The 14,557-nt window shown below is 50.6% G+C and carries 15 protein-coding genes and 1 other RNA gene; 2 read left to right on the top strand and 14 right to left on the bottom strand.

Annotated features, from left to right (window positions below; translation table 11 throughout):
* Positions 1-425: 425 nt before the first annotated feature.
* From HMPREF0980_RS13765 to HMPREF0980_RS13705, 14 genes are all read right to left on the bottom strand, one after another.
* Complete coding sequence (locus HMPREF0980_RS13765; RefSeq protein WP_049729665.1) at positions 426-968, bottom strand: flavodoxin family protein; 543 nt, start codon at positions 966-968, stop codon at positions 426-428.
* Positions 965-1,462, bottom strand: a complete 498-nt coding sequence (locus HMPREF0980_RS13760) for an aminoacyl-tRNA deacylase (RefSeq protein WP_049729664.1) — start codon at positions 1,460-1,462, stop codon at positions 965-967. Before HMPREF0980_RS13760 ends, HMPREF0980_RS13765 begins: the two co-directional genes overlap by 4 nt.
* Positions 1,463-1,581: 119 nt before the next feature.
* An RNA gene (gene rnpB / locus HMPREF0980_RS18410) (RNase P RNA component class A) lies at positions 1,582-1,931 on the bottom strand.
* Between the two features lie 49 nt (positions 1,932-1,980).
* The gene (gene rnhA, locus HMPREF0980_RS13755; protein WP_049729663.1) at positions 1,981-2,454 is read right to left on the bottom strand and encodes a ribonuclease HI; all 474 of its coding nucleotides are present in this window, start codon (positions 2,452-2,454) and stop codon (positions 1,981-1,983) included.
* A gap of 12 nt (positions 2,455-2,466) precedes the next feature.
* On the bottom strand, positions 2,467-3,150 hold the full coding sequence (locus HMPREF0980_RS13750; RefSeq protein WP_049729662.1) for an MBL fold metallo-hydrolase: 684 nt from the start codon (positions 3,148-3,150) through the stop codon (positions 2,467-2,469).
* 9 nt (positions 3,151-3,159) lie between these two features.
* On the bottom strand, positions 3,160-3,627 hold the full coding sequence (locus tag HMPREF0980_RS13745) for a MogA/MoaB family molybdenum cofactor biosynthesis protein (RefSeq protein WP_049729661.1): 468 nt from the start codon (positions 3,625-3,627) through the stop codon (positions 3,160-3,162).
* 54 nt (positions 3,628-3,681) lie between these two features.
* A complete protein-coding gene (locus HMPREF0980_RS13740) occupies positions 3,682-4,359 on the bottom strand; it encodes an LrgB family protein (RefSeq protein WP_049729660.1) in 678 nt (225 codons plus the stop codon).
* Positions 4,352-4,738 (bottom strand): CidA/LrgA family protein, encoded by a 387-nt coding sequence (locus HMPREF0980_RS13735; RefSeq protein WP_049729659.1) that lies wholly within the window; start codon positions 4,736-4,738, stop codon positions 4,352-4,354. Before HMPREF0980_RS13735 ends, HMPREF0980_RS13740 begins: the two co-directional genes overlap by 8 nt.
* A 171-nt stretch (positions 4,739-4,909) precedes the next feature.
* On the bottom strand, positions 4,910-6,382 hold the full coding sequence (spoIVA, locus tag HMPREF0980_RS13730; protein ID WP_049729658.1) for a stage IV sporulation protein A: 1,473 nt from the start codon (positions 6,380-6,382) through the stop codon (positions 4,910-4,912).
* 61 nt (positions 6,383-6,443) lie between these two features.
* Positions 6,444-7,880: a hypothetical protein gene (locus HMPREF0980_RS13725; RefSeq protein WP_049729657.1), complete on the bottom strand. Its 1,437-nt coding sequence runs from the start codon at positions 7,878-7,880 to the stop codon at positions 6,444-6,446.
* A 116-nt stretch (positions 7,881-7,996) separates the two neighbouring features.
* Positions 7,997-9,280: an MFS transporter gene (locus HMPREF0980_RS13720; RefSeq protein ID WP_049729656.1), complete on the bottom strand. Its 1,284-nt coding sequence runs from the start codon at positions 9,278-9,280 to the stop codon at positions 7,997-7,999.
* Positions 9,281-9,318: 38 nt separating this feature from the next.
* A complete protein-coding gene (locus HMPREF0980_RS13715) occupies positions 9,319-10,191 on the bottom strand; it encodes a shikimate dehydrogenase (protein ID WP_049729655.1) in 873 nt (290 codons plus the stop codon).
* A gap of 24 nt (positions 10,192-10,215) precedes the next feature.
* Positions 10,216-12,141: an oxidoreductase gene (locus HMPREF0980_RS13710; RefSeq protein WP_049729654.1), complete on the bottom strand. Its 1,926-nt coding sequence runs from the start codon at positions 12,139-12,141 to the stop codon at positions 10,216-10,218.
* 34 nt (positions 12,142-12,175) lie between these two features.
* Positions 12,176-13,015 carry a sugar phosphate isomerase/epimerase family protein gene (locus HMPREF0980_RS13705; RefSeq protein WP_084002791.1) on the bottom strand — a complete coding sequence of 280 codons (840 nt, stop codon included), beginning with the start codon at positions 13,013-13,015 and terminating at the stop codon, positions 12,176-12,178.
* Positions 13,016-13,213: 198 nt separating this feature from the next.
* On the opposite strand from HMPREF0980_RS13705, the gene HMPREF0980_RS13700 reads away from it, so the two are divergent.
* Positions 13,214-14,101 (top strand): LysR family transcriptional regulator, encoded by an 888-nt coding sequence (locus HMPREF0980_RS13700; RefSeq protein WP_049729652.1) that lies wholly within the window; start codon positions 13,214-13,216, stop codon positions 14,099-14,101.
* 2 nt (positions 14,102-14,103) lie between these two features.
* Positions 14,104-14,364, top strand: coding sequence for a hypothetical protein (locus tag HMPREF0980_RS18950; RefSeq protein ID WP_147629832.1), 261 nt, complete (start codon positions 14,104-14,106; stop codon positions 14,362-14,364).
* Positions 14,365-14,557 lie beyond the last annotated feature (193 nt).

Raw genomic sequence — 14,557 nt, 5'->3', positions numbered from 1 at the left:
TGTGAGATAACATTCCTTGCCTGACTCCGGCTCTTCTTGCAGCAACGGCGTGCACGCCTCGCTGCAAGAGTTTAACTACGATAATATACAACGTTCTAAACTGTTTGTGCTGTATGCACTAAGCTTGCTATCATTTTCCATCTAGCTAACGCAGCCATCGTTCATCCGCTGCCCAGTAACGTTACACAGCCACTCTCGCCCTTGTTAAGTGAAGTAGATAGCGGGCGGGGAGCCGGGTGGGAGATGCGCAGGTGTAAGCGGGAGAGGCGGAGAATCCTTTCCGTAGCCCTTATCCTGCGGGATGTAAGCCGCTATCGGCGCGCATTCCGCATGGTTAGGGATACGTGAATCAGTCGGAGCCTCGGACGCATCGAAGCATCTGCCACCCGGCTCCCAGTCCGCAGCCACTTTACTTAAACCCACATTTAGATTGCCTCGCCGAGGCGCCGGATCTCTTCCAGGACGCCTGTCTTGTCGACATCCCCTTTCTCGCTTACATTTTCTGCTATCACGCATCCTCTGTCATTCCACTCTAGATAATCTGCCATAATCTCATATGTCTTCACGATACCGGCAAATGCTTCTTTCTTATCTGCACCGCAGACGAGCAGCGCGCATTCCTTCGTCCCTTTGAAAGGGGCCTCCCCTCTCAGGAGCGCGTAAAACCGGTCTATGACAGCCTTTATCTGCTCCGGGAAAGTAAACCAGTAAAGGGGGGTTGCAAACACGATGACATCTGCCTTCAGCAGGACCGGTGCAATATGATTGAAATCATCTGCATACACGCATGGGTTCCCGGTCTTATAACAGCCTTCGCATGCACGGCATCCCTGGATGTTGAGCTCTGCCGCACTGATAGTCGTAAGCTTGTGTCCTTTGCTTCCCGCGCCTCTGATAAACGCATTGGCCATCTTTTCACTGTTGCCGTTCTTTCGAGGGCTTCCTGTTATCACTACGATATTCTTCATTGTTCGTCCTCCTCTCTCTTCCATCCGCTGCAGATATCTATCCATTGCCTGCACCCCGTCACCTCATATAAGTCCCGGCCGGTAATACCGACCGCACTGTTTCCGGTACCTCCTGACGTATACACATATTCTTCCATGAATCGCTTGATGGATATGTCCATATATACCTTGGCCCTTTTTCCAGGAAGGGCTATCGGGCTTACCGCTCCTGGCCTGCAGCCTGTGTAATCCATCAGGTCTTCTTCATCAGGTACGACCCTTTTTACTTTGAACTGCTTCTCATATCTGCCGGAATCTATCTTCGCGTCTCCCGACAAGATGATTACATTAGCGCCAATCGGAGCTGCGAACACAAGCGTCTTGGCGATCCGCTCTGCCGGTATGCCGAGCAGCTTCATAGAATCTTCCGTACTTTCAAATTCTCTCTCACAGTCCCGTATTTCATATGTAAACGACTGCTTTTCCAATAATTTTACCACACGCTCTGCTGCCATAAATGTTCCTCCAGATTCGTCCTTCTTCTCTATATCGTCAACCTGCTGAAGTCTAAGCCCCCGCTGCAGGCGATGGGGGATAAATCACAAAAAGACATGGTAATTAGATACCACGTCCATAGGCAAGCAAGACGATAAGCCGGGTTATGTCGTTGGGTAATCATCTATCTAGACCTGCTGTCGCCAGCAGGTTCCAGCAACCTACCTAAGGCGTGGCGGGCCGCCACAATGCCTTTATCCGGTCTTGCTTCGGATGGGGTTTACATGTGCCCTCCCTGTTGCCAGGGAGGCGGTAGTCTCTTACACTGCCCTTCCAACCTTACCCAGATGAACTGGGCGGTACATTTCTGTTGCACTGGCCTTGGAGTCGCCTCCACCGGACGTTATCCGGCATCCTGCCCTGTGAAGCCCGGACTTTCCTCACCTGCAGCCTTTCGGCCTTCGCAGCTGCGATTACCTGTCTTACTTGCATCTCATACTTTACCATACTCTTTTCATATTGTAAAGGTACACGTCTGTCAGATACCCTCATCCACGATAAGTCCATCTCCATCCGCCGCAGCGGTTGCAAGCGTATCGCACCGTTCATTCTGCGGATGCCCGTCATGCCCTTTTACCCAGATGAACGTAACCTTGTGAGGCTCTTTCGCCTTCAGCAGCCTCTGCCAGAGATCCACGTTCTTGACTGGCTCATTCTTACCGCGCTTCCATCCTTTTTTCAGCCACCCGTCAATCCAGTGCTGGTTGAACGCGTCTACCACATATTTCGAATCAGAGTACAGCTCTATCTCACACGGCCGGTTCAGCGCTTCCAGGCCGGCGATGGCAGCCATAAGCTCCATGCGGTTGTTTGTCGTCTTCTTATACCCCTTTGAAAGTTCTTTTGTGTGCAGCACGCCTCTGGAATCCGTATATTCCAGGACTGTGCCGTAACCTCCCGGACCGTCCGGATTCCCCCTTGCTGCTCCGTCCGTATATATTTTTACGTGCATATTATCTCTCTCCTAAATTTCAAATGTCTGTCCATCTTCTGTAATATGCATGACCTTGTCCCTATAGCCTGCAGCCTCCTCATTCTCCATCAGCCGTTCATATACATCGTATTTGTCCCACATATGCATAGGAAATACATATTTCGTGTGCGTATGCTTCATGAAATAGTCCAGCCCCCAGTAATACTGTTCTTCCTGGCGCGGATCCAGCGGGACAAATGCCACATCTATATCTTTTCCTTCCAGCTTGCCAATCTCGTGCTGGTAATTCCTCCGCATCATTTCATTATATGCGGGGCCTTCTTCTTCCCAGTGCCACCAGTTCAGATCTCCTGCATGATATATCGTCTTTCCTTCCGCGCAGACGAGAAAGGCAACGCCTTCATCTGTTGACCGGAACGTCCTGATATGCAAGCCGTCTGCCCGGAGCTCCTGCCTGGGACCTGCATAGATGATACGCTCCGCCTGTCCGTCCGCTTTAATGTCATCCGATAATATATACGTTATTCCGCTGTACGTTCCGGCCCAACTGAATATCTTCTTCTGAAAGTGATCCGGATGTGCATGGCTGGAAAACACATATACGCTTTTCTCTTTTGGCAGAAGCGGGAGCTCTCCCCTGTAATAGTCAAAGACAAGGACAACCGTTTCAAGTTCCAGGACAAATCCACTGTGATACATATAAGTAATTTTCATATAATCGTGCTATTCTCCTTTTATGACTTCTACCGCGTGGGTAATCTCCGGCAGCAGATAATCCAGACACTGCTTTACCGCTTTTGCATTTCCGGGCAGATTGACGATGAGCACGTCTCCCCTGATTCCGGCCGCGCTCCGGTTCAGCATAGACCGCTTTGTCACCTGCATCGTAAATGCGCGCATCGCTTCCGGAATACCGGGAATCGGCCTGTCCACGACATCCATCGTCGCCTCCGGCGTACAGTCATGCGGCGCGCACCCGGCACCTCCTGTGGTGAGTATCAAGTCGGTCAGATGGGCGTCCGCCATCCTCTGCATGACAGTGGATAACACCTTGCGGTCGCTTGGAAGCGCCTTCATAAACACGATGCTGTGTCCGGCATCTTCTACAATTTTCTTTACGATCTGTCCGCCCGCATCTTCTTTTAACCCTTTGTATATCCCTGTACTCGCTGTTATGATTGCAACTTTCATACTGTACCTCCATATTTTCTCTTAACGTAGTCATATAGTAAAATATTAACGCTTTTATAAAAATAATGCAACGATTACGGTGCATATTCCTGCAATCCCCATCGATACACCGCTCACAGCTCCTTCCACTTCACCCATCTCTATCGCCTTCGCCGTTCCTATGGCGTGGCTTGCGGTGCCGAATGCCACTCCTGTGGCTACCGGGTCTCTCAGCTTCAGCAGCCGAATGAGGAACGGATGTATGATTGCTCCTCCTGTTCCACATATGATTACCGCCATCATAGTGACAGATCTAAGCCCGCCAAGCTGGTCTGACAAATCCAGCGCTATCGCGGTCGTCACGGACTTTGGAAGCAGCGATGCCAGCATATCCTGGTGCAGCGCCAGCAGCCTGCACAGCAGTATCGTGCTTCCCATCGATATCAGGCTGCCGGCAAGGCATCCGATGACAATTGGAAAGAACTGCTGCTTCAGCACCTTCCTCTGCCGATAAATGGACAGTCCGATCATCGCTGTTGCCGGTACCAGGAACAGAGAGATGAACTGTCCCCCCTCCATATAGTCCTTATACGGTATGTGCAGAATCTTAAGCACCGCCACACAGAGCACCATAGCGATAAGCAGCGGATTGGCCACCGGTGACTTTACCTTCTTCGCCGTCCAGTCTCCTATATAGAAAGTAATGACCGTAAGAAAGATTCCAAACAAAGGGTTTGCCCACAGGTCACTCATCGGACACACCCCCTTTCCCCGCCAGCCTTTCCATACATATCTGAACGATTCTTACCGTAACGTATGTGCCGAGGAACGTCAGCACAAGCGAGACACATACGACGATGAGGAAACCCTTCATCCGGCCCTTAAGAAGTCCGATATCCTCCACCATACCGATAGATACCGGCACGAACACGATTGCCATATTAGACAGCATAAAGTCCGCAGTCTCCTGGATATGTCCCTCCTGCAACAGCTTGAGGCCGAGCAGGGCCGCCAATATCAGAATAGCTGTCACGCTGCTCGGGAAGGCAATCGGCAGCATGGATACGATAAATTCCGCCGCCAGGCAGAGTGCCAGAATAATCCCGAGCTGCCTCAGTATCTTCATATTCATATACAAAACTCCCATCACAAAAAATGGATTGCGCTGCGCGCAGTCTCCAGAAAAGTATAACATAAAAATACAGTCAAGTTCCACCCCTGACTGTATTTTTTGAAAGGGGTCAGACCCCTGCATAGCGCAGGGGTCTGACCCCTTTCAAAATTCTTTAAATTATCTGACTATTTATATGATGATGCAGACAAGTCCTCCGTTGCTGTCATTTACGATTTTTTGCATCGTGTCCTGCAGTTTCACCTGGCTTTCGTCATTGATGACAGCCATCTTATTCTGCATGCCGTCCATCACCAGGTCTTCGATGGATTTGCCGAAGATGTTCGTGTTCCAGATTCCTCCTTCTTCCTCTCCGGCTTCTTTGATGTAGCGTACCAGGTCTTCCGCCTGCTGCTCGCTTCCGACGATAGGGGCAATCTCCGTCTCTATATTAGCCCGTATCAGATGGATGGACGGTGCCTCTGAGTGGATCTTGACTCCAAACTTGTTGCCCTGCTTGATGATGACCGGCTCTTCCAGTGTTATCTCTTCTTTCTTCGGACTGACGACACCGTATCCTTTCATGCGGACTGCGGCAAATGCATCCTTCACCCCTTCGTATTCCTCCTTGAGTTCCGACAGGTTCTTCATCGCTGCGATAAGCTCATACTGGCCTGCAATCGGCGTGCCTGTCAGTTCGCTCAGCATCTCGTAATAGAATTTGTCGGCGATATCTATTCTCACCTTCACGCATCCAGTATCCATCTCTATATGGTCTACCTTCATGTCATCTATGTAAGGGCTTTCCGGCTTTTCAAGCCCGGCCGCCGCGTCTTTGATCTCTCCGAAGCCATCCATCACCGACCGGATATGTTCCAGCATATCCTGCTTGATGCGGTGGTCTCTCGGAAGCATCTCCACCCACTTCGGTATATAGAACTGTACTTCCGATACCGGAAATTCAAACAGCACCGCTTCCATAATCTGGTAGATGTCATCTTCTTTGAGCTGTTCGCAGTTCACCGGCATGGCCTTCACGCCATACTGCTGCTCCAGCTCCTGTGCAGTATCTCTCGCCTCGTCCCCATATGGCTTCCTGGAATTCACCAGCACGATAAATGGCTTGCCGATGCTCTGCAGCTCCCGGATCGTCTTTTCCTCTGCCTCCCGATATCCCTGCCGCTCGATATCTCCGATGCTGCCGTCCGTCGTCACGACAATCCCAATGGTTGCATGGTCATGTATGACTTTCCTCGTCCCGATGGTTGCCGCCTTGGTAAATGGTATCTCATAATCAAACCACGGCGTCTTAACCTGCCGTTCCTCTCCGCCCTCGATATGTCCCGACGCGCCTTCTACCATATAGCCCACGCAGTCTATGAGGCGCACCTTTACAGATGCGTCGTCCGACAGCTTGATTTCCGCCGCTTCCTTGGGCACGAACTTGGGCTCTGTCGTCATAATCGTTCTGCCCGAGGCCGACTGGGGCAGCTCATCCTTTGTCCGCGACTTTCCATGCTCATCCTCCATATGCGGGAGTACCAGCACATCCATGAAACGTTTGATAAATGTAGATTTTCCGGTACGCACCGGCCCTACGACTCCTATGTATATTTCTCCGTTTGTCCTGGCTTGTATATCTTTGTACAGCTGAAACGTGTTCATTGTGAATACCCCCTTGTTATGCTGATACAAGTGTATGCATTACAAGGGGGTAATATTCCGATTAATTTTCTATGTATTTCTGAGCCGCGAGCGCTTTTATCTCTTCTTCCTTCGATTTTTCTATCACTTCCAGTTCGGCCGTTGTCGGCACCCCTAGCTTCTTCTTCTGGAATTCCATGTTAGACAGCAGGAAGTTCAGTGCAAAGCCTACGAGCAGCGCCCACGCGGAACCTTTGAACGCCAGCACCGCGGCCATGATGCCGGCTATGCTTCTGTCCGTATTCGATTTGCAGTATTCCATGCCAATCCTGGCACAAACATATGCCTGGAACAGCAGCGTAATCGCAGAGCCTACTCCCATGATCGGCTTCATGAATGACACGACAGGTACGAGGATCACGCTGAGAAATGTTGCCATACGGAAGGAGCTCATCCCCCCGATCAGTGACTTCATGGCCTTCTTACCTTCCTTATACCGCACGGCTACAGACACCGTCATGCCGACCCAGAGAGGCCCGGCCAGCGGGGGGAAGGGCGCAAATATTGCGAGGATAAGATTACGCAGGCCGCTGATCAGGTTAGAACGGCTCGAATTGAAATCTATATGCTCGTCATCTCTGCTCTCCTGTGCCTCCTTTACGAGTGTCTCAGACGTTACGAAGTCGCCGAACGCCAGCACGTAACAGATCAATGCGAGAGGCAGCGCCTGTATAAACATAGACAGAGGCGGAAAACCGACGGAAAATACGCTGACTGTCTGAAAAATCTTTCCAAAATCCGGAATTCGGATTATACTTCCTAGTTCCAGCGTTGGTTTTGCAAGCTCTCCGAGCATTACACCGAGCAGCATCGCGATAAGATACGGGAACAGGTTTCCATACTTCGCCATAATATCCAGCAGCTTTATCTTCCCCCTCTTTTTCTCACAAAATGGAGAAAAGCTCAGGAAGGCAAGCAGCAGCGTTCCCGCCAGCGTAGCCACAGGGGCGGTCAGGAGCTGGCTCCCCTTCTCAAGCTGTCCCTGTATGACAGTAATCGGCGCAGCCAGAAGGATTCCCCCCTTGATGGATGTAGGAACGCTGCGCACGAACTTGTCTGCCAGCTTTGTCACACCCATAAAGAGAAATACAAACGCCACCAGCAGCTGCACCGCAATCATAGCCTGGATCCTCTGCGGCCCTTTGTCGAATCCGCTGATAAATGCCAGCGTAAACGGCAGGGTCGGTGTAATCCAGCCCGGTACGACAGGGTCTCCGAGCCAGCCGTGAAGCATATACATGAATACCTCTATGATGACACAGCTCCATGCCAGTTCATACGGTATGCCGAGATAGTCGGTCAGGTATGGAATTGAACTGAGCGCGGTCGCACCCAGAATCAAGCCCTGGAAAAACTCTACATATTCAATACGGTAGTGCAGCCCCGGGATTCTCCACTGGAACGGACCCAGCGGGATATAAGGGAGTTCTTTCGGATTTCTTTCTCTTCTTGCACTCATATGTGCAGCCTCCTCATTTATCATTCTACAGCAGATATCGTTCGTTAATAGACAAACAATACCTGCCTGCAAGAAACTCTGCTCTCGTTTTAAGAGCAGAGCTCCAAGAAGTATCTTTATGCCTCCTGTCTGCCTAACGGATTGCTGCCAAAGATCTTCTTATACTGTACTGTCAGATAAGCCATCATTACTACAGCCACGACAGCCGCCACAAGAAGCAGTGCCATCATCGTATAGATTGCAGATGTCTCGCCGATAGATTTCGTCATCGCGGATACGATGTATGGAAGGAAGCAGCTTGCCAGCCCCATCCACGTATAGTAGATACCGGTATTCCTTCCCTTCGGCCCCGGACACATCTCCTGGCGGACGCCGAGTCCTGTCTGGAGCGCGCCTCCTGCGGCGAAGAAGCCAAGAAGGGCAATTGCCACATAGACGACACCTACGTTCTTGACAAGGAGAACGATTGCAAGCGCTGCCGCCGTAAATGCCGAATCGATGAGCACGACCTTCAGCGGATTCCATTTCAGCTTGCCCATCATGATAGCCCAGAATACGACCGCAATGATGGAGCCTGCCGTATAGATGGATGTCATGCCTGCCGCCTGCATTTCTGTCAGACCGCAGTTGGTCATGCCGAACGCCTTTGTATACTGCTGTGCACCGTACATGATAAACATGCAGAGGAAACCGTAAAACATTGTGACAAAATTTACAAGCCCGCCCGGCTTCGTCTTCATCCGCGCCTTAGCCGCATCAATTTCAGCCTGTGCCGCATTCGTCGTCTTACCGTCCGCAGTCTTCACCGTCTCTTTCATCTGATCGTCATATACGAATGGCGCGATTACCGCAAGGATAACACATACCACGGACAGAATCAACGGAATCCACACATTTATCTTCCAGTTGCCTGAGGAAGAAAAGTGAACAGCCATAAGCGGATAAATGATACCTGATACTGACACAAATGCTTTGATTCCGATAAGCGCGGAACCCGCATACTTCGGAGCGGCCTCCTGCACTGCCGGATACAGGGATGCATCCCAGAATCCGGATGTAGCCACGCCTGCGAGGAATGCACATACGCATGCAACTGTAAAGTTTGTGGAAAACAGCAGCCCTGCAAAGCAGACGATATACAGGATGCCTCCGGCAACCGCCATCTTCTTCCGTCCAATCTTATCCGATACTTCACCGCCGAGCCATACGGTCAGGAACTTGCCGAACCCGGTCGCCGTAATCGCAAGCGACACTGCCGCCGCCCCGGCCACTTCATCCGTGTACCCCCACTGCGTGAAGAAGTTTACTTTGTTCTGTGACAGAATTATCGCCTGGATTCCATGTGTGAAGTAGCACATATAGACTGTCACCAATGATAGAATATACTTCTTAGCTTTCATCCTCATTCTCCTATTCTTTTCATCCATACAACGGATGATTACTTATTCTCTTTCTGGAATTTCTGGTACTCCGCAAGGGGCATCTTCTTTCCGACAAAAAGTTCGTAGTTCACAGCTCCCTGCTGCTCCAGCATCCCTTTACCACCGATTGCCATGCAGCCGGCTTCTTCTGCCTCCAGTATCATCTTCGTCTTCTCAGGGCTATATACGGTATCAGCAACTATGAGGTCCTTACGGTACAATGACTTATCGATAAGAGACACGTCATCGTATGGTTCCATGCCCATAATTGTCGCATTGATTACGATATCGCAGCTGTTCACCGCCTCTGCAAGCTTTTCCTTGTCTTCCAGATCTTCCACCGTGACAGCACAGTCGGGACACTTTTCGGCCAGCTTAGCCTTCGTTCCCTCTGCCCTTACGAAGAAGTCATCCTTAGGATTAAAAATCTTCACTTCCTTTGCCCCGTCAAGCGCAAGCTGTACCTGTATCGCCGTAGCCGCACCGCCGGCGCCAAGTATGACCGTCCTTTTCCCCTTCACGCTGACGCCGTTTAGTTCCAGGTTCTTTACAAAGCCGACGCCGTCCGTGACATGGCCTGTAATCACGCCTCCGTCATTGACAAATACGTTGCATGCACCGATAATCTCTGCCGCCGGAGACAATTTATCCACAAGCTCCGCCGCCACATTCTTACACGGCATCGTAAAGTTTCCGCCTCTCATGTTCAGAAGCCGTATAGCTTCAAACACCTTGGGCATCTGCTCTACATTTACATCAAATGCCATATAGGCATAGTCCAGACCGTCATGCTGGAAGCTGAAGTTATACATGGCCGGAGATCCTGAATGCCCTACCGGAGTTCCGAACAATGCCATCAAACCTGTATGTCCTGATATTCTCTTTTCCATCTTATTTCCCTCCAAATATTCTGCCTAAACCTGTATCGCAGCCGCATACGCTTCCTTTGTCGCATCCAATGCCCTGCGTGCCCTTGTGGCGTCCCCTATTACATATACTTCCTGCCCGAGTTCCTCTAGCTGCTCCGCAAAAGGATTATAATTTCTGAATCCCATGGAAAGGATGACCGAATCGAACCCTCTTGCTTCATGCCTTTCGCCGTCCGGCGATTCATATTCCACGCCATCGTCATAGAACTTGCATACTTTTGCGTTGACAATCTGTTCTACTTTATACTCCTCAAAATCCTTCATCACATATTTTCTGTGCTCGGATATCATATCGGCTCCCATCGTATCCCGGAATTCGATGATGCTTACCTTGTGCTGCTGTTCGCCAAGGAACGCTGCTATCTCGCATCCTACCATTCCGCCGCCGACAACAAGCACCTTCTCTCCTGCCTGGCGCCTGCCGTCCAGCAGGTCAGAGCCATGGATGATGGCCGGATTGTCGATTCCTTCGATTGGAAGAATCAATGTCTTGGAGCCGGTTGCCACTATGACTGCATCCGGCTTCTCCGCCTTCACCGTCTCCATATCTGCCGCTGTATTCATCCGCACTTTTACTCCGGCCTTTTCACATCTTACGATGTAGCTGCGGATCATACCTGTAATATCACCTTTGCCCGGAGGATAGGCCGCCAGCCTCATATTGCCGCCAAGTTTAGCAGTGCTTTCATACAGCGTAACCTCGTGTCCTCTCTCCGCGCAGATAAATGCCGCACAAAGTCCTGCAACTCCGCCGCCGATAACCATGACTTTCTTTGCTTTTTCTGCTTTGGGGTATCCTTGCGCCTCATGTCCGAGGAACGGGTTCGTCAGACAGCAGATAGGCTCTCCTTTATACATGTTGGCGACACAGCCCTGCAGACAGGCGATACATGGTATCATGTCCTCCAGACGTTCCTGCATCGCTTTTTCAGGCATATGCGGGTCTGCAAGCGACTGCCGTCCGAACGCAACCAGGTCTGCGCGTCCTTCCTTCACGAGCAGTTCCGCGTACTGAGGTTCCGTAAATCGTCCTACTGTTATAACAGGGATAGTAACTGCCTTTTTAATCTCTGTCACCAGCTCTGCCGAGAATCCTGCATGGACCGTCGTCGGCGCCCACATATACTCATCTTTGATATGTACCGCACGGGAGACGTGGAGACATTGTACCCCGCACCCTTCCAGATAAGCCGCTATCGCCGCACTGTCGTGCACATCAACGCCGCCAGGCACTTCGTCCGCACTGTTGATGCGGGCCAGTATAGCCACCTTATCCCCTACGTTCTTCTTCACCTCTTCAATAATCAGGCGCGGGAATCTCATCCTGTTTTCGAAGCTGCCGCCGAACTCATCTACTCTTTTGTTGGACCGTTGGGAGATGAATGTATTCACAAGATAACCGTGTGCCATATGGATTTCCACCGCATCAACCCCCGCCTGCATTGCACGCCTGGCAGCCGCTCCGTATCCTTTTACGAGTTCATATACCTGGGCTGTCGGCACTTCCTGCGGCGTGTCTCTCCCGACCGTTGACGGGATAGCCGTAGCCGCCTGAATCGGAGCACCCGCATTTTTTGCATTTCCTTCCGGTCCTGCGTTCTGAAGCTGTACAGATACTTTCGCTCCTTCCGCGTGGCAGGCATCCACGATTTTCTTCAGGCTCTCGATGCTGTTGTCATTATAAAGGCAGGGCTTTCTCGGGCCGCCTTTTGCCCCCTCGTGGACTACCGTGGCCTCTATCGTGATAAGGCCAAACTGTCCCTTCGCCCGTTCTGCGTAATATGCCGCAGACTGTCCGCTCCACGTTCCGTCCGTATTGGCGAAATTATTGCCCATGGGCGGGACCACGAAGCGGTTTTTTACTGTCATTGGACCAATCTGTATTGGTGAAAACATATTGTCAAATCTCATATTTTTCCCTCTCTCTTATCTTTCACTGAATGGATTACGCTTCTGCTGCTTCCGGCCATGTCTCTTTTAGTACCTTCACCGTGTTGTCGTATGTATGAACCGCCGCTTCTTTTATGCCTCTTGCAAGTATTTCGTCTGATATGACTTCCACGCCCACAACTGCCGGTTCAATACCTGCATCCCTGATCATCTTGACGAATCCCGCCGTATCTTTGGCTCCTGTCCCTGGCGCCAGCCTGTCGTGCATGGACTCATCTCTCAGAATCGTCTTGGCATATGGCCTGTCGTACGCATCATTGATCTGGATAGAGATAACCTTCTTTGCAATCTCTTCTGTGAGGATATCATACGGCTGGTCGGCACGTACCCAGTGCCATGTGTCAAGAATGAGCATCGCATTTTCACATCCGCTTGCCTTCACTACTTCCCATCCTTTTTTCAAATCAGGGATACCGCTGTATGGCATCGGTTCAACCCCGATAATCCGTTTTCCCGCTCTGTGGCAGAGTTCTTTCAGCTTCTGCGCCGTATGCTCTACGGAATAGTTTTCCATGAGACCACAGTTGATATGGTTTACACCGAACAAGTCGCACATATGGAAACACATCTGCTCTTTGTACTTCTGCTCATATGAACGGTTATCTTCTGCCCACTGCACGATATACTCCACTTCCGTAACCTTCATTCCGTGCTTCTCAAGGATTGCCATGATATCATCATCATAAAGCCCTTCATTCAACGCATCTACATATGTCTCTGCCCTCAGGCCGATTCCTTCATATCCTGCCTCCTTGGCAGCGATAACGCGCTCTTCAAATCTGCATTGGTCTCCCAGTGTCCAGGAACTGATTGTGATTGGATATTTTTTTGACATAATACATTCTCCTTCCATTGTTAAAATTGAACATGATTTTTTTGTTTCTGCCGTTCAATCTTGTTACTTTTACTATGGTTTCATTATATTCTATCGTTAAATTAAAAACAAATTGGTAATAATAGCCGAATTCATAGATTTTGTTTATAGATTATGTTAGAATGTGGACATGTCGAAAAAAGACGAAAGGAGCAGTATATGAATCTGTACCATCTCAGATATTTTGTTACTCTGGCCCATCTGGAACATTATACGAAAGCTGCGGAAATCCTCGCCATCACTCAGCCAAGCCTGAGCCATGCCATCTCCTCTCTGGAAAAAGAGCTCGGAGTAAAGCTGTTTGAGAAGGAAGGGCGCAATGTCGTCCTAACCAAGTGCGGGCAGGCATTCCTCACCGATGTGGAGCAAGCGCTTGGCATGCTGGATTCCAGCATCAACAAACTTCAGATGACCGGTTCCGGGGAAGGGCGTATCGATGTGGCTCTCCTGCGCACGCTGAGCACCTCTGTAGTTCCCCAGTTCGTCCGTGGCTTTCTGGAAACCCGGCCGGAAAAGAACATCGATTTTTACTTTCATGCATCCACCGGCCTCACGCCGGATATCATACAAGGTGTAAAGGAACGCAGATACGACGTCGCATTCTGTTCGCTCATGGAAAATGAACCATCCATAGAATTTACACCGATTGCCAGGCAGGAGCTCGTTGTAATCGTACCGGAAGACCACCCTCTCTCCAGCCGCCATGAGATAAATCTGGAAGAGACGCTGGCCTATCCGCAAATCGTATTTTCCAAGCGCAGCGGCCTTCGCCCCATTATCGATCATCTATTTGAAGAATGCGGCGGACGGCCGGATATCGTCTATTCGCTGGAAGAAGATCAGGCGGTTGCCGGCCTCGTAGGAGCAGGATTCGGCATAGCCGTAGTCCCCCGGATGGAGATACTAGGTTATATGCCCGTACATATCATCCATATCCTGCACCCCGCCTGGGAACGGCTCTTTTACATGGCAACACTGAAAGATGTATACCAGGCGCCAGCCGTAACAGATTTTAAGAAATACGTGGCGGAACATGCGGACCTATAAATGTGGGTTTGAGTAAAGTGGCTGCGGACAGGGAGCCGGGTGGCATCTGCTCCGATGCGTCCGAGGCTCCGACTATTTCACGTATCCCTAACCCTGCGGAATGCGCGCCGATAGCGGCTTACATCCCGCAGGATAAGGGCTACGGAAAGGATTCTCCGCCTCTCCCGCTTATACCTGCGCATCTCCCACCCGGCTCCCCGCCCGCTATCGACTTTACTAACAAGGGCGAGAGCGGCCGTGTGACGTTACTGGCCAGCGGATGACCGCTGGCTGTGTCAGCTAGATGGAAAATGATAGCAAGCTTCATGTAAACAGCACATACAAATTAGAATGGTGTATATTATCGTAGTTAAACGTTTGCAGCGAGGCGTGCACGCCGTTGCTGCAGGAAGAGCCGGAATCAGGCAAGGGATGTTATCTCACATAACAGCCCTGTACCTGATTCCGGCTCTTCCT

The sequence above is a fragment of the Dorea sp. D27 genome (assembly GCF_001185345.1).
In the GTDB taxonomy this organism is placed as follows: domain Bacteria; phylum Bacillota; class Clostridia; order Lachnospirales; family Lachnospiraceae; genus Extibacter.
The sequence above is the reverse complement of the archived record's forward strand: the minus strand, read 5'-3'. Positions and strand labels throughout refer to the sequence as shown.